Origin of the sequence: Pseudonocardia sp. P1, from assembly GCF_000178675.2 — a bacterium.
GTDB lineage: Bacteria > Actinomycetota > Actinomycetes > Mycobacteriales > Pseudonocardiaceae > Pseudonocardia.
The window spans coordinates 915,244-940,796 of the sequence record NZ_ADUJ02000001.1; the positions used below are offsets into that span (position 1 = coordinate 915,244).

General features: G+C 73.2%; 25 protein-coding genes. 13 read left to right on the forward strand and 12 right to left on the reverse strand.

What is annotated here, in order from left to right:
• The first annotated feature begins 67 nt into the window (after positions 1 to 67).
• Complete coding sequence (locus PP1_RS03720; RefSeq protein ID WP_010228716.1) at positions 68 to 640, forward strand: TetR/AcrR family transcriptional regulator; 573 nt, start codon at positions 68 to 70, stop codon at positions 638 to 640.
• A 64-nt stretch (positions 641 to 704) separates the two neighbouring features.
• On the opposite strand, the gene PP1_RS03725 is transcribed toward PP1_RS03720, so the two are convergent.
• The 5 genes from PP1_RS03725 to PP1_RS03745 are packed head-to-tail and all read right to left on the reverse strand — an operon-like array spanning position 705 to position 6,166.
• Positions 705 to 1,289, reverse strand: a complete 585-nt coding sequence (locus PP1_RS03725) for a histidine phosphatase family protein (RefSeq protein WP_075314173.1) — start codon at positions 1,287 to 1,289, stop codon at positions 705 to 707.
• Positions 1,286 to 2,362 carry an ABC transporter ATP-binding protein gene (locus tag PP1_RS03730; RefSeq protein ID WP_010228712.1) on the reverse strand — a complete coding sequence of 359 codons (1,077 nt, stop codon included), beginning with the start codon at positions 2,360 to 2,362 and terminating at the stop codon, positions 1,286 to 1,288. Before PP1_RS03730 ends, PP1_RS03725 begins: the two co-directional genes overlap by 4 nt.
• A complete protein-coding gene (locus PP1_RS03735; protein ID WP_010228710.1) occupies positions 2,359 to 4,149 on the reverse strand; it encodes an ABC transporter permease in 1,791 nt (596 codons plus the stop codon). The genes PP1_RS03730 and PP1_RS03735 overlap by 4 nt, the downstream gene beginning before the upstream one ends.
• The gene (locus PP1_RS03740) at positions 4,146 to 5,312 is read right to left on the reverse strand and encodes an ABC transporter substrate-binding protein (protein WP_010228708.1); all 1,167 of its coding nucleotides are present in this window, start codon (positions 5,310 to 5,312) and stop codon (positions 4,146 to 4,148) included. The genes PP1_RS03735 and PP1_RS03740 overlap by 4 nt, the downstream gene beginning before the upstream one ends.
• Before the next feature lie 26 nt (positions 5,313 to 5,338).
• Complete coding sequence (locus PP1_RS03745) at positions 5,339 to 6,166, reverse strand: MurR/RpiR family transcriptional regulator (RefSeq protein WP_010228706.1); 828 nt, start codon at positions 6,164 to 6,166, stop codon at positions 5,339 to 5,341.
• 231 nt (positions 6,167 to 6,397) lie between these two features.
• On the opposite strand from PP1_RS03745, the gene PP1_RS03750 reads away from it, so the two are divergent.
• The 7 genes from PP1_RS03750 (at position 6,398) to PP1_RS03780 (ending at position 13,504) form a co-directional block, all read left to right on the forward strand.
• Complete coding sequence (locus PP1_RS03750) at positions 6,398 to 6,772, forward strand: nuclear transport factor 2 family protein (protein ID WP_029239464.1); 375 nt, start codon at positions 6,398 to 6,400, stop codon at positions 6,770 to 6,772.
• 251 nt (positions 6,773 to 7,023) lie between these two features.
• Positions 7,024 to 7,446 (forward strand): hypothetical protein, encoded by a 423-nt coding sequence (locus tag PP1_RS03755; protein WP_010228702.1) that lies wholly within the window; start codon positions 7,024 to 7,026, stop codon positions 7,444 to 7,446.
• Positions 7,447 to 7,459: 13 nt separating this feature from the next.
• Positions 7,460 to 8,605: an FAD-dependent monooxygenase gene (locus PP1_RS03760; RefSeq protein ID WP_075314172.1), complete on the forward strand. Its 1,146-nt coding sequence runs from the start codon at positions 7,460 to 7,462 to the stop codon at positions 8,603 to 8,605.
• The gene (locus tag PP1_RS03765; RefSeq protein WP_010231912.1) at positions 8,602 to 9,996 is read left to right on the forward strand and encodes an APC family permease; all 1,395 of its coding nucleotides are present in this window, start codon (positions 8,602 to 8,604) and stop codon (positions 9,994 to 9,996) included. The genes PP1_RS03760 and PP1_RS03765 overlap by 4 nt, the downstream gene beginning before the upstream one ends.
• Entirely contained in the window at positions 9,993 to 11,789 is a 1,797-nt protein-coding gene (locus PP1_RS03770; RefSeq protein WP_075314171.1) for a gamma-glutamyltransferase family protein, read from the forward strand. Before PP1_RS03765 ends, PP1_RS03770 begins: the two co-directional genes overlap by 4 nt.
• A gap of 42 nt (positions 11,790 to 11,831) precedes the next feature.
• Entirely contained in the window at positions 11,832 to 12,752 is a 921-nt protein-coding gene (locus PP1_RS03775; RefSeq protein ID WP_010231921.1) for an alpha/beta hydrolase, read from the forward strand.
• 53 nt (positions 12,753 to 12,805) lie between these two features.
• Positions 12,806 to 13,504: a GntR family transcriptional regulator gene (locus tag PP1_RS03780; RefSeq protein WP_010231925.1), complete on the forward strand. Its 699-nt coding sequence runs from the start codon at positions 12,806 to 12,808 to the stop codon at positions 13,502 to 13,504.
• Between the two features lie 57 nt (positions 13,505 to 13,561).
• Here PP1_RS03780 and PP1_RS03785 read toward each other — a convergent pair whose 3' ends face one another.
• Positions 13,562 to 15,331, reverse strand: a complete 1,770-nt coding sequence (locus PP1_RS03785) for an acyl-CoA dehydrogenase (RefSeq protein WP_010231928.1) — start codon at positions 15,329 to 15,331, stop codon at positions 13,562 to 13,564.
• 58 nt (positions 15,332 to 15,389) lie between these two features.
• Between PP1_RS03785 and PP1_RS03790 the strand changes: the two genes are divergently transcribed.
• Positions 15,390 to 16,043: a TetR/AcrR family transcriptional regulator gene (locus PP1_RS03790; protein WP_010231931.1), complete on the forward strand. Its 654-nt coding sequence runs from the start codon at positions 15,390 to 15,392 to the stop codon at positions 16,041 to 16,043.
• A 17-nt stretch (positions 16,044 to 16,060) separates the two neighbouring features.
• Here the strand turns inward: PP1_RS03790 and PP1_RS03795 are convergent, their stop codons facing one another.
• A complete protein-coding gene (locus PP1_RS03795) occupies positions 16,061 to 16,225 on the reverse strand; it encodes a hypothetical protein (protein WP_010231933.1) in 165 nt (54 codons plus the stop codon).
• A gap of 547 nt (positions 16,226 to 16,772) precedes the next feature.
• On the opposite strand from PP1_RS03795, the gene PP1_RS03800 reads away from it, so the two are divergent.
• Positions 16,773 to 17,528 carry a GntR family transcriptional regulator gene (locus PP1_RS03800; protein WP_029239112.1) on the forward strand — a complete coding sequence of 252 codons (756 nt, stop codon included), beginning with the start codon at positions 16,773 to 16,775 and terminating at the stop codon, positions 17,526 to 17,528.
• Here PP1_RS03800 and PP1_RS03805 read toward each other — a convergent pair.
• The 5 genes from PP1_RS03805 to PP1_RS03825 are packed head-to-tail and all read right to left on the reverse strand — an operon-like array spanning position 17,525 to position 23,249.
• Positions 17,525 to 19,012, reverse strand: a complete 1,488-nt coding sequence (locus tag PP1_RS03805; protein WP_010223679.1) for an aldehyde dehydrogenase — start codon at positions 19,010 to 19,012, stop codon at positions 17,525 to 17,527. The genes PP1_RS03800 and PP1_RS03805 overlap by 4 nt on opposite strands.
• Entirely contained in the window at positions 19,009 to 20,541 is a 1,533-nt protein-coding gene (locus tag PP1_RS03810; protein WP_010223677.1) for a solute symporter family protein, read from the reverse strand. The genes PP1_RS03805 and PP1_RS03810 overlap by 4 nt, the downstream gene beginning before the upstream one ends.
• On the reverse strand, positions 20,538 to 20,861 hold the full coding sequence (locus PP1_RS03815) for a DUF485 domain-containing protein (protein WP_010223675.1): 324 nt from the start codon (positions 20,859 to 20,861) through the stop codon (positions 20,538 to 20,540). Before PP1_RS03815 ends, PP1_RS03810 begins: the two co-directional genes overlap by 4 nt.
• A gap of 35 nt (positions 20,862 to 20,896) precedes the next feature.
• Positions 20,897 to 21,703, reverse strand: coding sequence for an SDR family NAD(P)-dependent oxidoreductase (locus PP1_RS03820; protein ID WP_029239111.1), 807 nt, complete (start codon positions 21,701 to 21,703; stop codon positions 20,897 to 20,899).
• Positions 21,696 to 23,249 carry an AMP-binding protein gene (locus PP1_RS03825; RefSeq protein WP_010223669.1) on the reverse strand — a complete coding sequence of 518 codons (1,554 nt, stop codon included), beginning with the start codon at positions 23,247 to 23,249 and terminating at the stop codon, positions 21,696 to 21,698. The genes PP1_RS03820 and PP1_RS03825 overlap by 8 nt, the downstream gene beginning before the upstream one ends.
• Positions 23,250 to 23,437: 188 nt before the next feature.
• On the opposite strand from PP1_RS03825, the gene PP1_RS03830 reads away from it, so the two are divergent.
• The 3 genes from PP1_RS03830 (at position 23,438) to PP1_RS03840 (ending at position 25,497) form a co-directional block, all read left to right on the forward strand.
• A complete protein-coding gene (locus PP1_RS03830) occupies positions 23,438 to 24,259 on the forward strand; it encodes a mycofactocin-coupled SDR family oxidoreductase (RefSeq protein WP_010223667.1) in 822 nt (273 codons plus the stop codon).
• Positions 24,256 to 25,017, forward strand: coding sequence for a citryl-CoA lyase (locus PP1_RS03835; protein WP_010223665.1), 762 nt, complete (start codon positions 24,256 to 24,258; stop codon positions 25,015 to 25,017). The genes PP1_RS03830 and PP1_RS03835 overlap by 4 nt, the downstream gene beginning before the upstream one ends.
• 342 nt (positions 25,018 to 25,359) lie before the next feature.
• Positions 25,360 to 25,497, forward strand: coding sequence for a hypothetical protein (locus PP1_RS03840; RefSeq protein ID WP_010223663.1), 138 nt, complete (start codon positions 25,360 to 25,362; stop codon positions 25,495 to 25,497).
• Positions 25,498 to 25,553: the final 56 nt, after the last annotated feature.

Below are 25,553 nucleotides of genomic sequence, written 5' to 3' on the forward strand. Positions count from 1 at the left end.
CGGAACAGTATCGACGGTATTCCGGTGTGACGCCGCCCCACCGGGACGCAGGAGGAAGGATGGACCCATGGGCCGCACGACCGGACGCTCACCCGAGGACACCCGCCGACTCGTGCTCGACGCGGCCGACCGGGTCATCCGCAGGCACGGGATCGGGGCGACGCTCGACGTCATCGCCCGCGACGCCGGCGTCTCCAAGGGTGGTCTCGTCTACCACTTCGCGAGCAAGGAGGCGTTGCTCGTCGCACTCGCCCAGGAGCACCTCGACGCGTTCCGCGACGACGTCCTCGCCCGGACCGCCGAGCCCGACGGCACCCCGGGGCGGCTCACCCGGGCCTACGTCCGCGCCAGCATGGTCGACGTCGACGGCGACGACGCCCGCGAGCGGTTCAGCCTGATCGCGCAGCTGCTCACGGTCCCCGCGGTGCTGGAGCTGGCCCGCGACGACGAGCGCCGCTGGCAGCGCGACATGGACGCCGACGGCGTGCCGGCCGCGACCCAGACCCTCGTCGTCGCCGCCGCGGACGGGGTCGGTGGTCCTCCGCTGTGGGCGTCCGAACTGGACCCCGCGGTACGGGACCAGCTGGAGACCGACCTCATCGCACTGGTCGACGCCGCGGTGCGGCCGGACCCGGGATGAGGCCGTACCGCCCCGCCGACGACCGCCTCGGGTGCACCGAGCGTGCCCCCGGCGGCGCGGCCGGCTACTCGGACGGCTCGGCGCCGGCCGTCCGCACACCCCCGATGTTGTAGGCGTGCAGCCGGTCGAGCGCCCCGGACCGGTCGACGACGGTCAGCGTCGCCGGACCGACCGGGACAAGCTTCTCCGGTGGCAGCCCCACCAGGTGCCGCAGGACGATGCGGATCGGGCCGCCGTGGGAGACGACGACCGTCGTCCCCTCCCCGGGGAGATCGGCCAGCCCGGCGAGCACCCGCTCGGTCAGTTCGGCGAACGACTCCCCGCCCGGGGGCGCGGCCCGGCCCGCGCGCCACTCCGCGTACCGGTCGGCAGGCAGGTCCGGGACCGACCGCCCGGTCCACTCCCCGAGGTGGGCCTCCCGCCAGCGGGCGTCGGTCCCGGCGGTGGACAGGCCGAGCAGCTCGGCCGTCTCGCGGGTGCGGCCCAGCGGCGAGACGACGACGTGGTCGGCCCCGTGGACGTCCAGCACCGGACGGAGGGCGCGCACGCCCGCGCGGCCGCTGTCGGACATCGGTACGTCGGCGTCGCCCTGCAGCCGGTGGCCGGCGTTCCACGCGGTCTCACCGTGCCGCACCAGCACCAGTCTCACGACGCGATCCGCAGGCCGGTCACCGCGTCGAAGAGACGGTCCGGCCGGTCCGGCACCAGGACCCGTAGCGGGTCACCGGGACCGGCGGCCGGGACCTCGTCGGTGACGACCGACAGCCGGGTCCCCTGGTGGAACCCGGTGACGACCACGCGCCCGGCGAGCGGTGTGGCCTCGGCGAACTCGACGGGCAACGCCGGTCCGGCAGCGTCGGCCGGACCGAGACGGAGCGACTCCGGCCGGTACATGGCCCGCACCGCCGCGCCGGGCCCGACCGGGCCCGCCGGCCCGAGGTCGACGCCGCCCCGGTCCAGCCGCCCGTCCACCGCGACGGCGTCGAGGACGTTCGCCGCGGGAGTGCCCATGAACGTCGCGACGAAGTCGGTGGCGGGATCGTCGAGCAGCGCCGAGGGCGGCCCGAACTGTTCGATGCGGCCGTCGCGCATCAGGGCGACGTGGGTGGCCATCGTCAGTGCCTCGATCTGGTCGTGGGTGACGTAGACGCTGGTCGCCCCGGTCGACCGGTGCACGCGGAGCAGCTCCGCGCGGGTCTCCACACGCAGTTTGGCGTCCAGGTTGGACAGTGGTTCGTCGAACAGGAGGACGGACGGGCGGGTTCCGATCATCCGTGCGATCGCGACGCGCTGCTGCTGTCCACCGGAGATCTCGCCCGGGTAGCGGTCGGCGAGCGGGCCGATCGCGAGCAGGTCCAGCACCTCGTCCACCCGGGCGTCGCGCTCCGCGGCGGGCGTCCTGGCCACGGTCAGCGGCCAGGCGACGTTGGCACGCACCGTCATGTGCGGCCAGAGGGCGTAGCTCTGGAAGACGAGGCCCGCGTCGCGCCGGCCCGGCGGGACGACCCCGCCGGGTCCCGCGACGACCCGGTCGCCGAACCGGATCTCGCCCGCGGTCGGGTCCTCTAGCCCGGCGAGCATGCGCAGCGTCGTCGTCTTGCCGCAGCCCGACGGTCCGAGCAGGACGAGGAACGCACCGTCGGGCACCTCCAGGTCGATGCCGTCGACGGCCGGCACACCGCCGAACCTCTTGCCGATCCCGGTCAGCCTGATCCCGCTCATCCGGTCTCCTCCCACGGTCGTGCGGTGCGCTCGAGCCTGCGGGCGAGCACGGTGGCCCCGACCGAGAGCACGACGATGATCACTGTGATGGCGTTGGCGAACTGGGCGAAGCCCTCGGCGGCGTAGCGGTAGGTCAGCACCGACAGCAGCGGCAGGGCCGGCGTCACCAGCAGGACCACCAGCGACAGGTCCCGCACGATGTTGACGAAGACGAGCGCCGCCCCGGCCAGCAGCCCGCGTGCCGCCAGCGGCACCACGATCCGTGCGCCGCGGCGGGCCAGCCCGGCACCCGCCATGACGGCGACCTCCTCGACGTCCGGCGAGATCTGCCCGACGGCGCTGCGACCCGCCTGCGCGACGAACGGCAACGTGTACGCCGTCCCGGCGATCACCAACAGCACGAACGTCCCGTACAGCGCGGGCAGCGGGCCGACGGGGCGTCCGAACTGGGCGATGAACGCGGCGCCGAGCGCGATGCCCGGCACCAGGAACGGGAGGTAGGACAGCAGCGCCAGCGCCCCGGTCACCGGCCGGGCGCCACGCAGCCGGACGCCGACGTAGCCGACGGCCGTGCCCAGCACGGTCGCGGCGAGCGCCACCGCGAGCCCGAGCCCGACGGTGGTCAGGACCGCCTCGACGATCTGCGGGTCGCGCAGCACCCCGCGCTGCCCCTGGGCGAACGCCGGGTCCGAGGCGCCCGTCCAGAAGTGCAGCGTGAAGCCGCCGGTGAACGAGTTGGTGCGCCGGGCGAAGCTGGTCGCGAGGAGCACCAGGCCGGGCAGCACGCTGGTGGCCAGGCACAGCCCGACCGCGGCGGCCGTCAGCGGCACCCGCCAGGGTCCGAGCCCGACGAGCGTCCGCCGTCCGCCCTTGCCGCCGATGGTGGCGTAGGAGCGCCGGCCACCGACGACCCGGTTGCCGGCGAGGAGGATCGTCGCCGCGACCGCGACGAGCACGATCGAGAGCACGTACCCGCGCTCGACCTGGCCCGTGACGACGGCGCCGTGCAGCCGGGTGGACAGCGTGTGGAACCGGACGGGCAGCCCCAGCAGCGCCGGCGAGGCGAAGTTGCCGACCCCCTCGGCGAACGCCAGCAGCCCGCCGGAGAGCAGGGCCGGCGCGACCACGGGCAGCGCGATCGAGCGGGCGATGCGGAGACGCCCGGCACCGGTCATCGCCGCCGCCTCCATCAGCTCGCCGTTGACCGTCGCGAGCGCGGCGGCGGCGAGCAGGAACGACAGCGAGAAGTAGTGCGCCACGAGCGTCGCGGCCACCGGCACCGGTCCCCACGCCAGCCAGTCCGGCACGGCGACACCGAGATCGGCCAGCACACCGACCCGGCCGCCGACGAGGTCGTTGCGGAACACCGTCTCCCAGGCCAGCGCCAGCGCGAAGCTGGGCAGCGCGAACGGGACGGTGGCCAGCAGGCCGATGGTGCGCCGGAACGGGACGTCGGTCATCACGACGAGCCACGCCAGCCCGCCGCCGAGCAGCACCGACCCGGCGGCGGTCGCGGTACCGACGAGCAGCGAGTTCCCCAGGGGCTCCCAGAGCAGACTGCCCGCCAGCCGGCCGGTCAGGACGTCGGACCATGCCTCGCGCCCGGTCGGGCGGAGTGTGGACGCGACCAACCCCACCATCGGGACGACGACGAGCATCGTGAGGCCGGCGGCGACGAGCGTCCCGAGCCGGGCGACCGGATCGGTGACCAGCCGGCGCAGGAGGCCGGCCGCCGGCGGGCCCGGTGGAGGCGGTGCTCCCGGTGGGGCGAGGGTGGGCGCGGTCATCCGAGGGTGAGGATCAGGTCGGCCACGTCGCCGCGACGGCCGGCGACCACGGCGGGATCGATCGTCCAGGCACCCAGCTCGGCGAGCGGCACCGCCCCGGACGGCGGGACGACGTCCGTGCGGGTCGGGTAGTCCCCCGGCACGTAGAAGGGCGCGAACCCGGGGCCGCCGTCCGGCGAGCCGTCGCCCATGAGGAAGTCGACGAGCAGCCGCGCGGCAGCCGGGTGTGCGGCGTCCGGGGTGACCCCGAGCAGGGCGGGGAACGCGATCCCCGGGGCCGGGGCGACCCCGGTCGCGGCCTGCAGCGCGCGGTTCTCGTCCTCGTTGTCGCGGCGGTCGGAGTAGGTCGTGAAACCGACCGGCGGCTCCTGCTGGCCGCGCGCACCCACGGCGGCGTTCACCTCGTCGGTGTCCCCGACCAGCACGACGTCGTTGGCGTAGAGGTCGGCGATCCACTGCTCCCCCGCCGACCCGATACCGTCACCGAGGACGACCGGGCCACCGCGCAGCGCCCGGTGCGCCTCGTCCATCTCGGGCGAGCGCAGGACGACCTCGGTCATGAGGTCGAGGTAGTCGCCACGGACCTGCGGGTCGACCATCACGACCCGGCCCCGCCACTGCGGGTCGGTCAGCTCCCAGAGGTTGGTCACCGGCGGGCCGGCGGGGTGCGTCTCCTCGTTGTACATGAGCGTCTTGGTCGACAGCCTGCTCGCGAGCAACGGCTCCCGGAACCGGTCCGGCACCGAGCCGGCGATCCGGGGCGGCACGTAGTTGCGGACCATGCCGTCGGCGAGCAGCTCGTCGAGCACGACGGGCGCGTCGGACAGGTACGCGACGTCCGCGCCCGGGCTGCCGGCCTCGGCCTCCGCCCGGATCCGGGCGATCTGCTCGGTGGAGGAGATGTCGGTGGCGAGCAGGTCGACACCCGGGTAGGTGCGTTCGAACTCGGCCTCCACCTGCGCGATCCGGCTGGTGAAGGAGTACACGACGACCTGCCCCTCCTGTCGCGCCCGTTCGACGAGCTCGGCGGTCGGGGCGGTGTCGAGCGGGTCGGGCGCGGCCGGGGCCGGTGCGCCGGTGTCCGGGACCCCGCCACCGCAGGCGGTGAGGGTCAGGCACAGGACGGCGGTGGCTGCCAGGGTGCGGGCGAGGAGCTGCGACATGGGGTTCTCCGCGTGCGGTGAGGGTGTCAGGAGTCGAAGCGGTCGAGCAGGTCGTCGAGCCTCCGCAGCGCTGCGGTGGTGCGGTCCTCGGCGAGCCGGGCGATGCCGAGGACGAGTGCGTTCACCACGGCCATCGGCGCGGTGAGGGACTGGAACTCGCGCCCGCTGCCCCGCGGTGCGACGAGCACCGTGGGCGATCCGCCGCCCGCACCCCCGAGGACGTCGGTCAGCAGCACCACCGGGGTCCCGATCTCCTCGGCGGTGGCCAGCAGCGGGGGCAGGGTGCGGGGCGCGCGGCGGAAGGCCAGTGCGACCACGAGGTCGCCGGGGTCGAGCGAGATCAGCTCCTCGGCCAGGTCCCGGTCCGAGCCCGGCAGCTCGACGACCGGCAGGCCGAAGCGGCGCAACCGCCGGACCAGCATCCCGCCGAGCACGGTGGCGTTGCCCCGGGCGTAGACGAGGGTGCGGCGCGCGGCGAGGATCCGGCCGGCGACATCGTCGATCTCCGCACCGCCGACGGCGCGCGGGAGCGCCCGCAGCGCGTCCGCCTCGTCCTCGACGAGGTCGGCCAGCACGTCGTCCGAGCGGTCCAGCCTGCGGCGCACCCGCTCGGCCGCGTCCGTCCCGACGACCAGCTCGGACTGGAACGCCGACCGCAGCTGCGGGTAGCCGGTGTAGCCGAGCTTCTTCGCCAGCCTGGTCGCCGCCGCCACGTGCACGCCCGCGCGTCCGGCCACCTGCTCGGCGGGGAGGAACGCCGCCTCGGTCGGATGCGACAGCAGGACGTCCACGACGGCGAGATCGGCCGGTGAGAGGCGGGATCGGTTCTCGTCGATGACGGCACGGAGCGACACGCGGGAGACGCTAGCTGCACGATGTCTTGCAGACAGGGCACTACTTGCAAACTACTTCGCAACGGCAGGTGAACCGGCGGGGTGGACGGCCCCTCCGGAGTCCCCACGACCGCGATGCGGCGCTACCGGGCGACGTCAGGGACGGCGACGCCCGTACGGTGGGACGGGACGGTCCCGTATCGTCGCGTCCGGATCCCGTCCACGACCAGCACCTCCGTGAAGGAGATCGACATGCCCGCGACACCGCCGCTCGCCCTCGACCGCTACATCGCCGCGACCGACCGGGCCGTCGCCGACGACGGTGCCCTCGACGACCTCCTCGACGTCTTCGCCCCCGACGCCGTGGTGCAGCTCGACGACGTCCCCGTCCGCGGCCGCGACGCCCTGCGCGAGCTGTACCGGGACTCCGTCACCGTCCACGTCGAGGCCACGCACTACTGGAACACCAGGGTCCTCGCCGACGGCCGGGAGGAGGCGACGTGGGCGTGCGCGGCGCGGGTCGCCGACGGCTCCGTCGTCACGGCGGCCGGGGTCGAGTGCGCGACCGTCGGACCGGACGGCCGCATCGTGTCGCTGCGGAACGAGTTCACCCGCCGGCCCGCCTGACCGGGCCACGGGAGCGGACGGTCCCGCCCCGGCCGGGCACGCCGGGCGCCGACGGCCGGGCGTCCCGTCGTGGCGTGCCGACGTCGTCGCGCAGGGCCGCGGCCACGCCGTGGCCATGCCCTCCGTGCCCGTCGCTCCTGCCGCCGCCCGGAACCGGTGGGTCGGGCTCCCTCCGCAACCGGCGCGACCGGACACCTTCACATTGCATCCATTACTAGCTACATTGCATCGCACCTGAGTGAAGGAGAGCCGTGAGTTCCTACCCACCCACCCCCGGCGACACCCTGATCTTCGAGAACGACCGGGTGCGCGTGTGGTCGATGACCCTCGAGGCCGACGGAGGGATGTTCGACTTCCACCAGCACCACCACGACCACCTGGTGATCTGGCCGGACGCCGGCGAGGCGGAGGCTCAGGAGCTCGGCGACGACACCTGGCCGGTGCGCCAGTCGGCCGAGCCGGGCTTCTGCATGTTCAAGACCGTCGGGTCGGGCGGACCGATGACCCCGCACCGGATCCGGAACGCCGGCTCCACGGCGGTCACCCACTACGTCGTCGAGCTGATCGGCGAGGAGTCCCCGAGCCCGGTGACCCTCGACGCGCAGACCAACGACCGCGGCCGCATCAGCCACCCGGGCCTGTCGACCGCCGGGCCCGACGATCCCCCGTCCTGATCGGAGCGCTCGGATGAAGGTACTGATCTGCGGCGCCGCCATGGCGGGACTCTCGGCCGCCTACTGGTTCGCCCGCCTCGGCCACGACGTGGCCGTCGTCGAACGGGCGCCGGGGATCCGGCGGGGCGGCGCACCGATCGACGTCCGCGGCCCCGCACTCGACACCGCCCGGCGGATGGGGATCCTCGACCGGATCCGCGCCGAGCAGATCCGGCCCCCGGCACCGTACGACGTCGTGGGTGCCGACGGCGCCGTCCGGGGCCGGTTCGCCATCGCCTGGTTCGGCAACGAGAGCCCGGACGACGTCGAGATCGGCCGCGACCGGCTCGGCGCCGCCCTCCGGGACGCCGTCGACTCCCTCGGCTCCCGCGCCCGCCTGGTCTTCGGCACCGAGATCACCGGGATCGTCCAGGACGAGGACGGCGTCACCGTCACGACACCGGCGTCGGCCGAGCGGTACGACCTCGTCGTCGGCGCGGACGGACTCCACTCCGCGGTGCGCCGGATGGTCTTCGGCGAGGAGGAGAGGTTCGTCCGTCACCTGGGCCTCTACGTCGCCCTGGTGTCCCTGGACCCCCGGCGACGGTGGGCCCCGGGCATGTACAGCGCCCCGGGACGGACGGCGTTCGTCCGCGACGACACCGACCGTCCGCTCGGGATGACGATGTTCCGGAGTCCACGGCTGAGCTACGACGTCCACGACCTCGCCGCGCAGCGGGACATCGTCTGCGACGTCCTCGCCGGCGACGACGCCTGGCAGATGCCCCGACTGCGGGAGTCGCTGCGGGACCCGGACTCCCCCGGCTTCTACTTCGACTCGATCAGCCAGACCCGGATGGCCTCCTGGCACCGTGGACGGGTCGCACTCGTCGGCGACGCCGCACACTGTGCCGCGCTGCTCTCCGGCATGGGCACCAGCCTGGCCATGACCGGGGCACGGTTCCTGGCCGAGGCCGTGACCCGGTCCCCTGACGACCTCGCCGCCGCCCTCGCCGACTACGAGGCGCGCCAGCGCCCGCTGGTCGAGCGTGCCCAGGACGGCGTCGACGGCAACAGCAACATCATGGTCCCCGCGACCGAGACCGACCTCGGACGACGGGACGCCCTGCTGCGGCGGGCCGAGGCGGCCGCCGGGGCTGCACCGGGCGGTGCGCGGTGACGGCCACGAGCGGGACCGCCGCGGGACAGCTGCGGAAGGGCGCCGTCGGGGCGCCCGGCATGGTGTTCATGGTGGTCGCCGCGACGGCGCCGCTGACGGCGATGTCGTCGAACATCTCGCTCAGCCTCGGCATGGGGGTGGGCCCGGCCGTCGTGCTCGTGATGATCCTGACCGGGGTGCTGCTGGCGGTGTTCTCGGCGGGCTACCTGGTGCTCGCACGCCACGTGACCTGCGCCGGCGCGTACCAGGCCTTCGTGGCCTTCGGGCTCGGCCGGGGCGCCGGTGGGAGCGTCGCGTTCGTCGCGACGCTCGCCTACACCCTCGCGGCGGGCGGCATGGTGGCGGCCGCCGGCTACTTCACCGGGCTCGCCGTGTCGTCGGTGACCGGGGTGGACCTGCCCTGGTGGCTGTTCTCGGTGGGGGCGCTGGCGGTCACCGTCGCGCTCGGGCTGCGGGGCGTGGAGATCGCGCAGCGGGTCACGACGACCGTCTCGGTGCTGCAGTTCGGCATCATCGGGCTGCTGGCGCTGGCGGTCCTCGTCGAGCGTCCGGGTGCGTGGGCGAACAGCGCGATGCTGTCCCCGGCGGCGGGGTTCGGCCCCGGGCTCGCCCTGACCCTCGTCTTCTGCCTCCTCTCGTTCGGCGGTTTCGAGGCCACCGCCGCCTACGGCGAGGAGACCCACGCGCCCAGCCGCAGCATCACGCTCGCCACCTACGCGGCGCTCGGCCTCCTGCTGGGCGTCTTCGTCCTCGGCACCTGGACGCTCGTCGCCGCGTTCGACGACGTCGCCGCCGCGGCCGCAGCGGATCCCGGCTCGCTGGTCGTGCAGGCCGCCGACCGCTACCTGGGTCCCTGGTCCGGACCACTGCTGGGCGTGCTGATCGCGATCAGCTTCCTCGCCGCGGCGGTGGCCTTCCACAACCTCGCGATCCGCTACCTGTTCGCGCTCGGTCGCGACGGCCTGCTGCCCCGGGCGCTGGCCCGCACACACGGCCGCTACCAGACCCCGTACGTCGGGTGCGTCGTCGTCGGCGTCGTCGCCGTCGTCCTGCTCGTGCCGTTCGCGCTGGCCGGGGCCGACCCGCTGGTGAACCTGTTCCCCGCGGTCTCGGGGATCACCTCGATCTCGCTGGTCGCGATGATGGCGGGCTGCTGCGTGAGCCTGCTCGCGGCCCGGGCCCGCGGCATCGTCACCGGTTCGCCGTGGTCCACGGTCGTGGCACCGGTCCTGGCCGGTCTCGGCCTGCTCGCGGCGCTGTTCCTGATCGTCGTGAACTACGAGGAGGTCACCGGGAGCGACTCCCCGGTGATCGCCTCCATGCCCGTGGTCGTGGTGCTGGCCGCGGTCGCGGGTGCGGCCGCCGCCCGGGTGAGCGGACGTCGCGGATGACCGCGATGCAGGCACGTCCGGACCTCGTCGGCTCGTTCGGGATGGCGGCGTCGACCCACTGGCTGGCCTCGGCGACGGCGCAGTCGGTGCTCGAGCGGGGCGGCAACGCGGTCGACGCGGCCACCGCCGCGGGGTTCGTGCTGCACGTCGTCGAACCCCATCTCAACGGCCCCGGTGGCGATCTCGTCGGCCTGGTGAAGCCGGCCGGGGGCGAGCCGAGCGTCGTCTGCGGCCAGGGCCCCGCCCCGGCGGCGGCGAGCATCGGGCACCTGCGTGCCGAGGGGCTCGACGCGGTGCCGGGAGCCGGGGCGCTGGCCGCCGCCGTCCCGGGTGCCGTGGACGCGTGGCTGCTGATGCTGGCCCGGTTCGGTACCTGGCCGCTGGGCGACGTCCTCGACTACGCGATCGGCTACGCGGAGCGCGGCGTCCCCCTGCTCCCGACGACGGCGGCGGTGATCGGCGCCGTGAGCGACCTGTTCCGGGACCGGTGGCCGTCGTCGGCCCGGCTCTGGCTCCCCGACGGCCGCACGCCCGTCGCGGGTGAGGTGCTGGCCAACCCCACCTACGCGGCGACCCTGCGCCGGATCCGGGACGAGGCGGTCCACGGTGCGGGCTCCGGCGCGGACCGGGCCCGGGTGATCGAGCACGCCCGCCGGGTCTGGGGCGGGGGCTTCGTCGCGAACGCCGTGGAGAAGTTCGTCGCCACGACCGCGCACCGGCACTCGTCGGGGTCGTCGCACCACGGCGTGCTCACCGGTGCCGACATGGCGGGCTTCCGCGCGCACCTCGAGGAACCGGTGGGCGTGACGTTCCGGGGACACCGGGTGTACAAGGCCGGGCCCTGGACCCAGGGCCCGGCACTCCTGCAGGCGCTGTCCGTCCTGGACGGCGTCGGCGACGCGCGGCTCGACCCGGACACCGCCGAGGGCGTCCACCTGGTCGCCGAGACGCTCAAGCTGGCGCTGGCCGACCGGGACGCCTGGTACGGCCACGCGACGCCGCGCCACGAGCTGGCGACGCTGCTCTCGCCGGAGTACGCCGCGGCACGGCGCACGCAGGTCGCGGAGGTGGCCTCGCACGAGTTCCGCCCGGGGCACCTGCCCGGCGCCCGCCGGCCGTGGCTCCCACCGCTGCGGCGAGCGGGCTCCGAGGAGTCCGGCGCGTCGGTGACCACGGGCGAACCGACGGTCCGCGACGACGGCGAGACCCGCGGGGACACCTGCCACGTCGACGTCGTCGACCGGTGGGGCGCGGTCGTCTCGGTCACCCCGTCGGGCGGCTGGCTGCAGTCGAGTCCGGCGATCCCGGAACTGGGGTTCTGTCTCGGCACCCGGCTCCAGATGACCTGGCTCGACGCGGCCAGCCCGGCGGCGCTGGGTCCGGGCCGGAGACCCCGGACGACGTTGTCGCCGACCCTGGTCCGGGACGGCTCCCGGTGGACCGCCCTCGGGACCCCCGGCGGCGACCAGCAGGAGCAGTGGCAGCTCGGCTTCCTGCTCCGCACGGTCGTCGGTGGGTCGAGCCCGCAGCACGCCGTCGAGGCACCCGCGGTCCACACCACCGGCTACGTCTCCAGCTTCTGGCCGCGGGCCTGGGAACCCGGCGGCCTGAGCGTCGAGGACCGTCTCGGCGACACCGTCGTCGACGAGCTGGTGGCGCGCGGCCACGTGGTGACCCGGGCCGGCGACTGGGCGCTCGGCCGGCTCTCCGCGGCCTGGCACGACCGTCGCTCGGGCCTGGTCGGTGCGGCCGCGAACCCGCGAGGGGCGCAGGGCTACGCCGTCGGCCGATGAACCACCGCCCCGCCACCCACGACCCGAGAAGGACGTGATCCCGTGCTCCACGACGACCGGCCCCGCCCGGGGGTCGTCCGCCCGTTCGACCTGGTCGCGCCCGGGTTCGCCGACCCGGTGGAGGTCCGAGCCCTCCCCCGCTGCCGGTCCTATCCGGACGTCACGGTCGCGACGATCCCGGGGTGGCGGCCGCTGACCGTCGACGTGCACGTGCCCGACGACGGGGACGGCCCCTTCCCCGTCGTGCTCTACCCGCACGGCGGCGCCTTCATCGCCGGCGTGCCCCGCATGGGGCCGTGGGGGACGCTGCCGTCGCACGGGATCGCGGTCGTGTCGCTGGCCTACCGGCTGTCCGGCGAGGCCCGGTACCCCGAACCCGTCGAGGACGTGATCACGGCGCTGCGCTGGGTCCGCGCGCACGGCCGGCGGTACGGGCTCGACCCGGCACGCGTCGCCGGCTGGGGCAGCTCCGCGGGCGCCTACCTGGTGGGCCGGGCCGCGTTCACCGACGGCGCGTCGATCGGTCACGCCGTTCCGGAGCTCGCCGGTGCCGCGGCGACGATGGATGCGGTGGTCCTGCACTACCCTGCGGTGGACTTCCCGGCGCTGCTGGGACAGCCCGCCGATCCCGACCGGCTCGCCATGTGGTGGACGACGGCCTGCAACTTCTTCGGGGTGACCCGTGAGGGCGACCTGTCACCGCTGGAGCACGGGTCGCTGCCGGCGGCCGCCGCACGGGCCACCCGGGTCCCACCGCTGCTGCTCGCCCACGGCACCGCCGACGAGGTCGTGCCGCACAGCCAGAGCGAGCTGCTGCACGACGCCGTACGCCGGGCCGGCGGGCGGAGCGAGCTGACCCTGGTGGAGGGCGCCGGGCACGGGGCGGACGTCTTCGGCTCACCGGCGGTCGTCGAGCCGGCGATCTCGTTCCTCCGTCAGGTCTGGGAGGACGCGGCGCGCTGAATGGGATGCAGTAGGTTCTTTCTTGCACCTTCTGCTCGATCCCAGGGGAAGCCGTGGAGTCCGACCTGCTCACCGACGACGGGCTCTCGCTCAGCGACCGGGTCGCGGAGGCGCTGCAGAGCCGGATCATCGCCGGCACGATCCCGGTCGGCGCGTGGATCCGACACAGCGCGGTGGCCGAGGAGTTCGAGATCAGCCGGACACCGGTCCGGGAGGCCCTGCGCATCCTGGCGGAGCGCGACGTCGTCACGATCGTGCCGAACCGCGGGGCCCGGGTGAACGGCCAGTCCCCGGGCGACATCCGCCTGATCGGCGAGGTCCGCTCCGAGCTCGAGGGGATGGCCGCGCAGTGGGCGGCGGACCGCATCGACGACCGGCTCTCGGCCCGGTTGCGGACGGCGTGGGACAGGTTCCGCGAGGTCGTCGACGGGACGGTCGACGGGGACGTCGCGCAGGAGTGGGCGGCGGCGAACGGGGAGTTCCACTCGGTGATCCTCGAGGCGGCCGGCAACAAGTACCTGTCGCTGACCGTCGCGGAGCTCAGGCGCCGGCTGCCCCACAACATCTCGTTCGGAGCCTATGCGGGGAACTCCCGCCTGCTGGCCCGCAACCTCGCCGAGCACGACGCGATCGCCGAGGCGGTCCTCGACGGCGACGGGGCCCGGGCCCGGGAGCTCATGGCCACGCACATCCGGGCGTCCGTCGACGCGGTCGCCGCCTGGCTGGACCGCTCGGGCGGCCACGCCGGGTGAGCGACGCACCGCCCGGCGGGATGGTCGTGGCGTCGGCGGCAGCGGCTCCGCCGCGTCTCAGAGCCAGGCCGGGTCGGTGTCCAGCGTGGTGCGGTCCAGCGACGCCAGCAGGTCGAGCTGCGGCACGACCCGGGGCAGCTCGAACCGGAAGAAGTACCGCGCCGCGGCCCGCTTGCCCCGGGCGAGGTCGTCGTCCCGGCCGGCTGCGGCGAGGACCTGGTCCAGCCACAGCCACGCGACGACGACGTGCCCCGCCGCCTCGAGGTACACGCTCGCGTTGGCGAGGCGTTCCTCGGCGTCGGGGTGGGCGTGCAGGGTCGCCGTCACCTCGACGAGGCGGTCGAGGGCGCCCTGCAGCTGCTCCGACATCGCCGACGTCGCGGGGTCGGCCCCGGCCCGGCCGATCGTGTCGGCGATCCGGTTCCGGAGCGCGACGAACCCGGCCCCACCGGCCATCACGACCTTGCGGCCCAGCAGGTCCGCGGCCTGGATCCCGTGGGTGCCCTCGTGGATCGCGTTGAGCCGGTTGTCGCGGTAGTGCTGCTCGACGTCGTACTCGCGGCTGTAGCCGTAGCCACCCTGCACCTGGATCGCCAGCGCGTTGGCCTCGAGCCCCCACTGCGACGGCCAGCTCTTGGCGATCGGGGTCAGCGTCTCCAGCAGCAGGTGGGCCTCCTCCGGGTCGGGGCCGGTCCGTTCCTCGTCGACGAGCCGGCCGCAGTAGAGGACCAGCGCGAGGGCGCCCTCGGCGTAGGACTTCTGCGCCAGGAGCATCCGGCGCACGTCGGCGTGCCGGACGATCGGCACCATCGGCGACGACGGGTCCTTCTCTCCCGCCGGCCGGCCCTGCGGCCGGCTCCGGGCGTAGTCGAGGGACTTGAGGTAGCCGGTGCAGGCGAGGGCGGCGGCACCGGCCCCGACGCCGACGCGGGCCTCGTTCATCATGAGGAACATGGCGGCCAGGCCCTGGCCCTCCGCGCCGACGAGGTGCCCGACGGCGCCGCCGGACTCCCCGAAGGCGAGCAGCGTGTTGACCGTGCCCCGGTAGCCCATCTTGTGGTTGACCCCGGCGAGCGCGACGTCGTTGCGGCGGCCGTCGGGAAGGATCTTCGGGACGAGGAACAGCGAGATCCCCCTGACCCCGGCCGGTCCGCCCGGGACCTTCGCCAGCACGAGGTGGACGATGTTCTCGCCGAGCTCGTGGTCCCCGCCCGAGATCCACATCTTGGTGCCCGTGACCCGGTAGGTCCCGTCCGGCGCGGGCTCGGCCCGCGTGGTGATGTCCGCGAGCGAGGACCCCGCCTGCGGCTCGGACAGGCACATGGTGCCGTGCATCCGGCCCTCCAGCATCGGCGGGACGTACCGCTCGACCAGGGCCGGGTCCGCGAGGGCGAGCAGCAGGTTCGCATTCGCGACGCTCAGCATCGCGTAGGCCCAGGTTCCGACGTTGGCGGCGTGGAACCACGCCTGCACCGCCACGCCGACGACGTGCGGCAGCTGCAGCCCGCCCGCCGCCTCGTCCATGGTCGCGGACAGCAACCCGGCCTCCGCGGCCGCGCGGAGGGCGGGGGCGACCTCGTCGTGCAGCTCCACCCGGCCGACACCGTCGGTGCCGACGAACACCGGCTCCTCGACGTCGTTGCGCCGGTTGTGCGGGGCGAACTTCTCGGTGGCGATCTCCGCGGCCAGGTCGAGCACCGCGTCGACGGTCTCCCGCGAGTGGTCGGCGAAGCGCGGACGGGTGGTGAGCGCCTCGACGTCGAGCCAGTCGTGGAGGAGGAAGTGGAGATCCTGCCGGGACAGGATCAGGTCGCGGGCGTGCGGCATCGTCGTTCCTTCACAGGCGGGCCACCAACTTACTGATCGATCAGTAAGCTACGGAGCCGTGACGGATCCGGTCAAGGCGATGCCCGCGGCACAGGACCCCTGGGCCGCGTGGCCGAACGCGACGCAACGCCGCATCGCCGCCTCGGCACTGGACTCGTTCGCCGAGCGCGGCTTCCACGGCACCAGCCTCCGGCACATCGCCCAGGGCTCCGGGCTGAGCACCGCGGCCCTCTACGTCCACTTCGCCTCCAAGGAGGAGGTCCTCTTCGCCCTCGCCCGGCACGGACACGCACTGGCACTCGCCCTGGTGCGGGAGGCGGCCGCGGACCCCGACCCCGGACGGGCACTCGACGTCCTGGTGCGCGCCTTCACCGGGTGGCACGCCGAACACCGCACGCTCGCGCGGGTGGTCCAGTACGAGCTGGGGGCGCTCGACGGGGACCATCGCGCCGAGGTGCTCGACCTGCGCCGGCAGACCGAGCGGACCGTCCGCGACCTGGTCGGGCGCGGGGCGGCCGCGGGCGTCCTGTCGGTTCCCGACGTGCGGGCCGCGACCGCCGCGATCCTCTCGCTGGGCATCGACGTCGCACGGTGGTACGAGCCGGGCGGGCGCTGGACCCCCGACGAGCTCGGCGCCCACTACGCGGAGCTGGCGGCCGGGCTGCTCGGCATGCGCGACCCCGGCCGGCACCGGATGCCCGACCACGGGTGACAACGGCCCCGGACGGTTCACGTCCGCGCAGGGCTCGCCGGCGGGCGCAACAGGTCAGGAGCCGCAGGCGGGTCTGCGCCCGCCCGGTCCAGGGCGTTGGCGACGAACACGTCGAGCACCCGGGTGGTGACGGCGACCGCGCCGGCCGCCGCGGCGACCCCGTCGCCGGCGGCTGGTGCCATGGCTGCGGGCCCACGCCCGGTACCGGCACGGCCGCCTGCGACCCGGGTCCTGGACGGCGGCCGACACGACGATCGGGACGTGCCGGGCCCCGCGGCCCGATGCCCCGGGGCCGCAGCGGTGGAGGGGGGCGCGACGGGAGACGACCATTCCCGCCTTCCTCGGCACGGTAGATCTCCTGTCGCGTTCCGGTCGCGCTCCGGACGGGTCCGGCCGATTCACACCCGGCAACATCCCATCGAGTGAAATCGTCACCGAGAGTCCGGCCATTACTTCGAGTGGGCGCAATTGTCACCGCCGTGCCCGGACCCGCGACGACCGGGACCCGGTCCGCGGCGCCGAACGCCGGCCGGTCGAGGTACGCCTCCCGGGATGCCGGCGTCACCATCCGGGCAACGCGGTGCGCTCGACAGCGAGGTCGGCGGGCCATCGCTCCCACCGGAACGACGAGATCGACGTGACCGCCCGCCGGGGCACGGTTCACCGGGCCGCACACCTCGATAATGTACGGTACGGGAAAGAAGCCGAAATGCGACCGCCGACGGAGAGGTGGACAGTGTGAAACGGTCACAATCCGTCCGTCCCGCCGCTTTCCGCGATCTCGCGGACGCATTGCGCAGCTCCATTCGTCATGGCGAGTACCGCGATGGCAGGCGCCTTCCCACCGAAGCCGAGCTGGCCGAGAGGCACTCCCTGAGTAGGAACACGGTCCGCCGAGCGATGCAGGAGCTCGTCGCCGAGGGCGCGATCTACCGGGTCCCGGGGCGTGGCACGTTCGTCGCCGAAGGTGGTGACCACCGCTTCCTCCGTCCGCTCGGCACGATCAACGACCTCTTCGGGCTGGCCGCGGACACAAGTCTGGAGATCCTGACGCCACTCCACCGATGTGTGGACGTCGCCGTCGCAGGACGCCTCCGGCTCGATCACGATTCGCTGTTCCAGGTGACCGCCCGGCGCCTGCACGGGGACGAGCCGATCAGCTATTCGATTCTCTCGATGACACCCGAGCTCGCGACCCTTCTGGGCGACGTGGAGATGCTCACCACGGTGGGCGCGACCTCTGCAACACCGATCATGGGGCTCGCCGACGACCGCCTTCCGGGTCTGGTCGCGGGCGCCGACCAGAGTGTCACCGTCTCGACCCCTCCCCCGGACGCCGCCGAGGCCATCGAGCTCGCCCCTGACCTGGCCGCGCTCCGGATCGACCGGATGTATCTCGGCGCACAGGACGTCCCCCTGGCGCTGACGATCAACTGGTACCACCCCGACCGGTTCACCTACCGGACGAGGCTGTGGAGGTCCTAGACGGCGCCGGAGCCGGCCGGCACGGCCTCCAGGATCACTGTCTTGGTCTCCAGGTACGCCTTGAGCCCCTCGGCGCCGCCCTCGCGACCGATACCGGACTGCTTGAACCCGCCGAAGCCGATCCCGAAGTCGGCCCGGAAATGGTTGTGTCCCACGGTTCCCGACCGGATCCGGCGGGCGACGGCGGCGGCTTTGTCCACATCCGCTGTGAAGACGGAGGCGTTGAGCCCGTAGATCGTGTCGTTCGCGATGCGGACGGCACCGTCCTCGTCGGCGGCCGGGATCACGGTGAGCACCGGGCCGAAGATCTCCTCCTGCGCGATGACCGACCCGTTGTCCACGCCGCCGAAGACGGTCGGCTCCACGTACCATCCGCGGTCGAGGTGGGCGGGGCGTCCGCCCCCTGCTGCGAGCTGCGCCCCGTCGGCGATCCCGCGTGCGATGTAGCCCTCGACACGGTCGCGCTGCCGGGCGGTGGCGAGCGGACCGATCTCGCTGGACGTGTCGAAGGGATCCCCGACACGGACGGCGGAGAACGCGGCGGCCAGGGCCTCGACCATCTCGTCGTGCCGGTGCCTGCTCACCACGATGCGGGTGAGGGAGGCACAGGCCTGACCGGTGAGGTTGCACTCCGCGGCGGCCAGGGTCGCCGCGGCGGTCGTGATGTCGGCGTCGTCGAGCACCACAGCCGCGGACTTGCCGCCGAGCTCGAGCGAGTACCGGGCGATCCGGTCGCCGCACAGCGCGGCGATCCGCCGGCCCGCCGCCGTCGAGCCGGTGAACGAGACCTTGTCGACGGCGGGATCGCGAACCAGGAGCTCGGAGGCCTCACGGTCGGCGGTGACGACGTTGAGGACACCGGGCGGCAGACCGATCTCGTCGGCGATCTCCGCGATCAGATAGGCGGCGCCGGGCGCCTCCGGCGAGGCCTTGAGCACGACGGTGCAGCCGGCAAGGAGCGCCGGCGCGATCTTGTGCGTGATCAGCGCGAGCGGCGAGTTCCAGGGCACGATCGCGGCGACCACCCCGACCGGTTCGCGCACGAGCAGCCCGAACCCACCCCCGCCGGTCGGCCGGACCCGCTCCTCGAACGGGAACTTGTCGGCGAGGGCTGCGTAGCCGCGCCACGCTCCGGGCAGAGCCGCGACGCGCAGGTGTGCGGCGGAGTGGAGGACACCGGACTCCCGCGGCCAGATCCCGGCGGCGTCGGCCGCGCGGGCCTCCAGGCCGTCGGCGAGCGCCCGGAGGTGAGCGGCCCGCTCGGAGTGGGTCAGCCAGGGCCAGGGGCCCGAGTCGAACGCCGTGCGGGCGGCGGCCGCCGCCCGCACGACGTCCGCCGCGACGGCCTCGGCCACCCGGAGGAAGACCTCCCCGGTGCCGGCGTCGACGACGTCGAACCGTCCGTCGGTGGCGGGGGCCGTCCACCTACCGTCGATGTACAGGCGCTCCGGATGGGCCAGGGGCGGAACCGTGCGCGTGGTCATACGGACTCCTCCTGGTGTGCCGGGGCACGTCCGATCGCCGCCCGGATCTGCAGCTCCTCGTAGGTGGCCTCGTCGTCCCGGACCGTCTGCGGCCCGAGAACCGTGCCGAGGTAACAGCCGAGGAAGCCCAGCGGGATCGACACCAGCGTCGGGTAGGTGAGCGGGTAGAGCGCGTTCGCACCGAGGACCAGCGGGCCGACGACGATCAGCAGGACCGAGCTGGCGAGGCCGGTGGTGATGCCGGTGATCACCCCGCGGGTGTTCAGCCGCCGCCAGAACAGCAGGAGCAGCAGCACCGGCACGTTCGCGCTGGCCGCGACCACGACCGCGACGGCGCTCAGCACCGTGAGGTTGACCGACTGAGCCGCCAGGGACAGCAGGATCGAGACCCCGGAGATCAGTACGGCGGTGGTCCGGCCGGCGTTGACCTGCTCGCGCTCCGAGGACCGGCCCTTGCGCAGGATCGTGTGGTAGAGGTCGTGGGCCAGGGCTCCGGAGCCCGCGATCACAAGGCCGGCGACCACGGCGAGGATGGTCGCGAACGCCACGGCGGCGACCACGGCGAAGAGCAGCGGGCCACCCAGCAGTTCCGCCAGCTGCAGCGTCGCGAGGTTGCCCGCCGAGTCGGCTCCGGTGATCGCGTCGGTGCCGAGCAGTGCCACGGCGCCGAACCCGAGGATCGGCACGGTGAGGAACGCGATGCCGGTCAGGACGAGTGCGACGTTCATCGAGCTGCGGGCGGCCTTGGCGTCGGGCACCGTGAGGAAGCGGATGAGGATGTGCGGCATGGCGGCGGTACCCAGGCCGACCGCGATCGCGACCGACATCAGCTCCAGTCCGGGCAGCACCCCTCCGACGTAGTCGAACAGGTTCACGGGACTCGCCGCCCGCGCGGCCCGGAAAACCTCGAACGGGCTGAAACCGAAGCGCGCCAGCACGAGCACCGTCATCACGAGCAGGCAGGACATGATGAGCACGGCCTTGACGATCTGGATCCACGAGGTGGCGAGCATGCCGCCGACGGCGATGTAGACGGTCATCAGGAGCCCGACGACGATCACCGCCACCCAGTAGGGGATGCCCAGCAGCAGCCCGATCAGTGCGCCGGCGGCGACGAGCTGCGCCACCATGTAGAAGATCGTGACGATCAGGGAGTTCACGGCCATCGACGCCCGGACAGCCGTCGAGCGGAAGCGGCTCGCCAGCACGTCGGCCATCGTGTAGCGGCCCAGATTTCGCAGCGGCTCCGCGAACAGCAGCAGCACGAGCAGGTAGGCGATCGACCCGCCGACGGTGAAGAAGTACCCGTACACACCCTTGAGCGCGAGGATCCCGACCGTGCCGAGCAGCGTCGCGGCGGACAGCAGGTCTCCGACGATGGCCAGACCGTTCTGCCAGCCGGTCAGCTGCCCGCCGGCGACGAAGTGGTCCCCGGCGCCGGAGTTGCGCCTGCCCGCCCAGAACGTGATGCCGAGGGTGACCGCGATGATCGCGGCGAAGACCGAGAGGGTGAGGGGACTCGCGCTCATCGCAGGTCCTCGGCGAACTCGGCCCGGATCTGCTCGGCCCGGGCGTCCCACCGGTCGGCCCGACGCCGGTAGAGCAGGGTCAGCACCCAGACGAGCGGGATCAGCAGCATGAGCAGCAGCAGCGTCGCCGACATCCCTCCGCCGAGCTCACCGTGCAGGACCCCGGTGAATCCGGCCGTCGCCGCGACGACCAGGTAGAAGCCGAGCCCGACAACGGTGATCGGGATCCCGAAGCGCAACCGTTCGCGGACCAGGCCGTCGGCCGCGGCGACGAGCTCGGGCGGGGGTGCGGACGGGATCGGGGTGGCGTCGTCGGACACGGGTCCTCCTCGTCGAGGGCTGTCTCGGGTGTGGATCAGGTGAGCGCGAGGCTGTGACCGCCGTCGACCGTCAGCTTCGCGCCGGTGACGAACTTCGCCTCGTCGGAGTGCAGGAACAGCGCCGCGTTGGCCACGTCCCAGGCGCTGCCCATACCGCCCTTCAGGGGCACCCGGGCGTTGCGCTCGGCCCGGAGCTGCTCGCGGTCGGCACCCCGCGCGACCCTGCTGTCGATCGCCGTGGGGGTCTCGATCAGACCGGGGACGATGACGTTGGCGCGGATCCCGTAGGCCGCGTTGCGGATCGCGACGCTCTCGGTCAGCGTGATCACCGCGGCCTTCGACGTGCGGTAGCCGATGAGCGCGTAGTCGAAGTGCACGGCGATGGACGAGACGTTGGTGATCGAGCCGCTACCCTGCCCCCGCATCACCCGCAGAGCGGTCCGGCAGGTCAGTGCCATGCCCTCGAGGTTGATCGCCAGGATCCGGTGCAACGCCTCGTGCTCGATGTCCATGAGGTCCGCGTCGCCGGCGACGACGCTGACCCCCACGTTGTTGTGCAACACGTCCAGTCGGCCGAACTCCGCGGTCGTCGCGGCGACCACCTCCTGCACCGACCCTTCGTCAGCGACGTCGAGCGGCAAACCGACCGCCCGGCCGCCCTCCGCGCGGACCATCGCCGCGGTCTCCTCTGCGGACTCGAGGTTCAGGTCCGCGGCCGCGACGAGCGCGCCCTCCTGCGCGAACCGCAGGGCGGTGGCCCGCCCGTTGCCCATCGTCGCGCCGGGGGTCTGGCCCGCACCGCATACCAGGGCGACCTTTCCGGCCAGACGCCCGTCAGACACGGTCGCCCCCCGGAAGCCGGGCGGCGGACGCGGGCAGGTCCCGCAACGCCTTCTTGTCCACCTTGCCGACCGGTGTGAGCGGCAGTTCACCGAGCGTCCAGATCTCCTTGGGCACGTGGACCGCCCCCTTGGCGGTCCGCACGTGCGCGCGGAGTTCGTCCTCGGTGACCGGAGCCGTGGTCGTCACCACGGCGCGCACCTGCTCGCCCCAGCCGGGGTCGGGGATGCCGTAGACGGCGGCCTCGACCACGGCGGGGTGGCGAGCCAGCACGTCCTCGACCTCACGGGCGTAGACGTTGAACCCGCCGGTGATGATCATGTCCTTCTTGCGGTCCACGATGGTCAGGAATCCCCCGGCGCCGCGGCGTGCGATGTCGCCGGTGTGCAGCCAGCCCCCGGCCAGGGCCCGCGCGTTCTCCTCGGGGGCGCCGACGTAGCCGTCCATCAGCAGCGGGCCCCGGACCACCAGCTCACCGGGCTCCCCCGCAGGCACCTCGCGGCCCTCGTCGTCGTGCAGCTGGACCTCCACCCACGGAACCGGACGACCGCAGCTGTCCAACCGTCCCGGGACGTGGTCCTCCTTCCGCAGCACGCACACCGTGAGGGGCGCCTCGGCCTGGCCGTAGAACTGCGCGAACCGCGGTCCGAACCGGGTGATCGCCTCACCGAGCCGGTCGGGCGAGATCGCGGCGCCGCCGTAGTAGACGGTGTCCAGGCACGCCAGCCGATCGTCCCGCGCGGGCGGGAGCTCGAGGATCCGGTAGATCATCGTCGGTACCAGCAGCGTCACCTCGATCTCGTGCTCGGCGACGAAGTCCGCGAAGCCCTCCGCGTCGAACCGGGATGTGTCCTGCAGGAACAGGCAGCCGCCGCGCAGCCAGGTCGACAGCACCATCGTCTTGCCGGAGTGGCTGATCGGGGTCGTGACGTAGGTGCGCGGCGCGAACGGCAGATCCCACTCCATGAGCTGGATCAGTGTCATCCAGGCGTTCGACCGGTTGCTGGTCCGGACGACCTTCGAACGGCCTGTGGTGCCACCGGTGAACACGACACGCACCGGATCGTCCGGAGTCTGGTCGGCCACGTCGGACACGCGCAGCGGGCGGGGCTCGTACGCCTCCGATGCCGCCAGCAGATCCTCGACGCCGTCGGACCTCCCCAGACAGAGAACCCGGAGCCGGGGGATCTCCGACGCCAGGGCCGCCGCTGTCGCCGCGAACTCCGGTGTGACACACAGGAACTCGGCCTCGGACGCGACCAGGGCGTTCCGGGCGTCCTCCCGCGATGTCTTGGCGGCCAACGCTCCGCCGCACACGCCCGCCACGAACGTCGCGGCCAGGAAACACACGGTCGCGGGGTGGTTGCCCGCCAGCACCACGACGCGGGTCCCGCGTCCGATGCCGCGTTCGGCCATGGCCTGGGCGAGCCGGCTGACCTGGGCCCGGACCTGCGCGTACGTGCGTAGTTCGCCGTCGTCGTACAGGCAGGGCTCGCTGTCACGGCCGTTCAGGGCGGCCACCGTGAGCGCGCCGACGGTCAGGTCCATCCTCCGCCTCTCCCTCGAAGCCCGCCCGGGTGTCCACCGGGCTGCCGCCGGACTATGGCAGACCAAATCAGCATATGTCCAGAACGATTCATTGCCGCCGCACTACATGGTGGACATGCTGATCTGCGCGTGCTACCACAGAGTCGCGCGACGGCAGCGCAGATTTGTGGGACCAAATTAGGAGTGGCATGGGAACGCTGGACGGCAAGGTCGCCTTCATCACCGGTGCAGCGCGGGGCCAGGGTCGATCGCACGCGGTCACGCTGGCGGCTCAGGGTGCCGACGTCGTCGCGTTCGACCTGTGCGAGCAGGTCGGCTCGGTGGCCTACCCGATGTCCACCGAGGCCGACCTGGCCGAGACCGCCCGACAGGTCGAGGCGCTCGACCGGCGCGTGGTGACCCACAAGGGAGACGTCCGGAACCCCGACGACATCGAGGCCGCGCTGGCGAAGGGCGTAGCGACGCTCGGCGGGCTGGACATCGTGGTCGCGAACGCAGGCGTCATGTTCCACAACTCTCCGCCGGAGAAGGACGTCGAAGCGTTCAAGGATGCGCTGGACATCATGCTCACCGGGGTCTGGCACACGCTCCGTCTCTCGGCCCCGCGGATGATCGAGCAGGGCACGGGCGGCGCCATCGTGATCACCAGCTCGGCGGCCGGCCTGAAGGCCATGATCGCGGGCACTCACGGCGGCAACTTCGGCTACAACGCGGCCAAGCACGGCGTCGTCGGCACGATGCGGATGTACGCGAACCTCCTCGCCCCCCACGACATCCGCGTCAACTCCGTGCACCCCACCGGTGTCGACACCCCGATGCTGCACGGATTCCACGAGTACGTCGCGTCGCAGCCGGAGGGGAAGCTCTCCGGCGGCCTCGGCAACGCGCTGCCGATCGACGTCATCCAGCCCGTGGACGTCAGTAACGCCATCGCCTGGCTCGTGTCCGACGCCGCCCGTTACGTCACCGGTGTGACACTGCCCGTCGACGCCGGACTGCTGGTCCAGTGAGCGCCCTGCGACAGACCATGGGGCACAGCGAGCCGGACAGGATCGAGGTTCGCGGCCACGACCTGTGCACGGAGCTGATCGGGAAGATCGACTTTGCGTCGATGCTCTACCTGGAGATCACGGGGCGGCTGCCTTCCGCGGGCGAGGCACGGTTGGTGGACGCCACGCTGGTCACCCTCGTCGAACACGGGATCACCCCGAGTGCGCTCGCCGCCCGGCTCACGCACCTCGGATCGCCGGGCGCACTGCAGGGCGCCGTCGCGGCGGGGATCCTGGGCGCGGGTGAGACCTTCCTCGGTGCCATCGAGCAGTGCGCGGAGGTCCTGCAGGAGCTGAGGGAGACGGACGACATCGACGGCTACCTCGACGGAGTGGTCGGTGCAGGAGGAAAGGTGCCGGGCATAGGCCATCCCTTCCACAGACCCGTCGACCCGCGGACACCGGTGCTGTTCGCGCTGGCCGAGGAGTGCCTCGACGACACACCGCACATCCGGTTGCTGACCGCGTTGCAAGAGCGGGCGGCCGACCGGTTCGGGAAGGACCTGCCGGTGAACGCGGACGGGGCGATCGCCGCGATCCTGTCCGACGTCGGTCTGTCCTGGCGGGTCTGCCGCGGCTTCGCCGTCGTGTCCCGTTCCGCGGGCATCGTCGGCCACCTCCACGACGAGGCCTCGGCCCCGATCGGCCGGGCCGTATGGGACCTCGTGGAGGAACACGTGCCCTACGAGCGCCCGAGGGGTCGGGACGACCACCGCTGAGCCGGTTCCACCTCGGGCACCGGCTCGGCGGTCACCAGGCGACGTGGGTCGACCGGTCCGGTGCGGTGAGCACGTGCGGGCGGGCCTCGGCGGTGCGGATGCGGCGCAGCACGCCGCGCGGGGTCGCCGGGACGGCCCGGGACGGGAGGCCGCGATGCCTGGCTCGTGGGCGCGGCTGACGCTGCCGACGAGTCCGCCACGAGATCGACGCGCCGGAACCCGACGGTGGGAGCCCCCTGGCGAGGAGAGGCAGAACACCCTGCTCAGCGGGAACGAAGCTCCGGATCGACACGATGCACCTGGTGTCAGCACGATCCGCACCGAGTCGACGAGAGAGAAGCAATGACCGCTCTGACCCACCCGTCCCCCGACACCGCGATCTCGCGCGTCCGTACGAACCGACTCGTGACCCTCGCCGCCGCGTTCCTGGCGGCTGTGAGTGGCGCCGTCCCGGTCGCGTACGTCCTGCTGGCGATGTGACTCCATGCCGGCCGGCGCGGGCGATCCCTCGCGCCGGTCGGCGCGCCCGGCCCGCG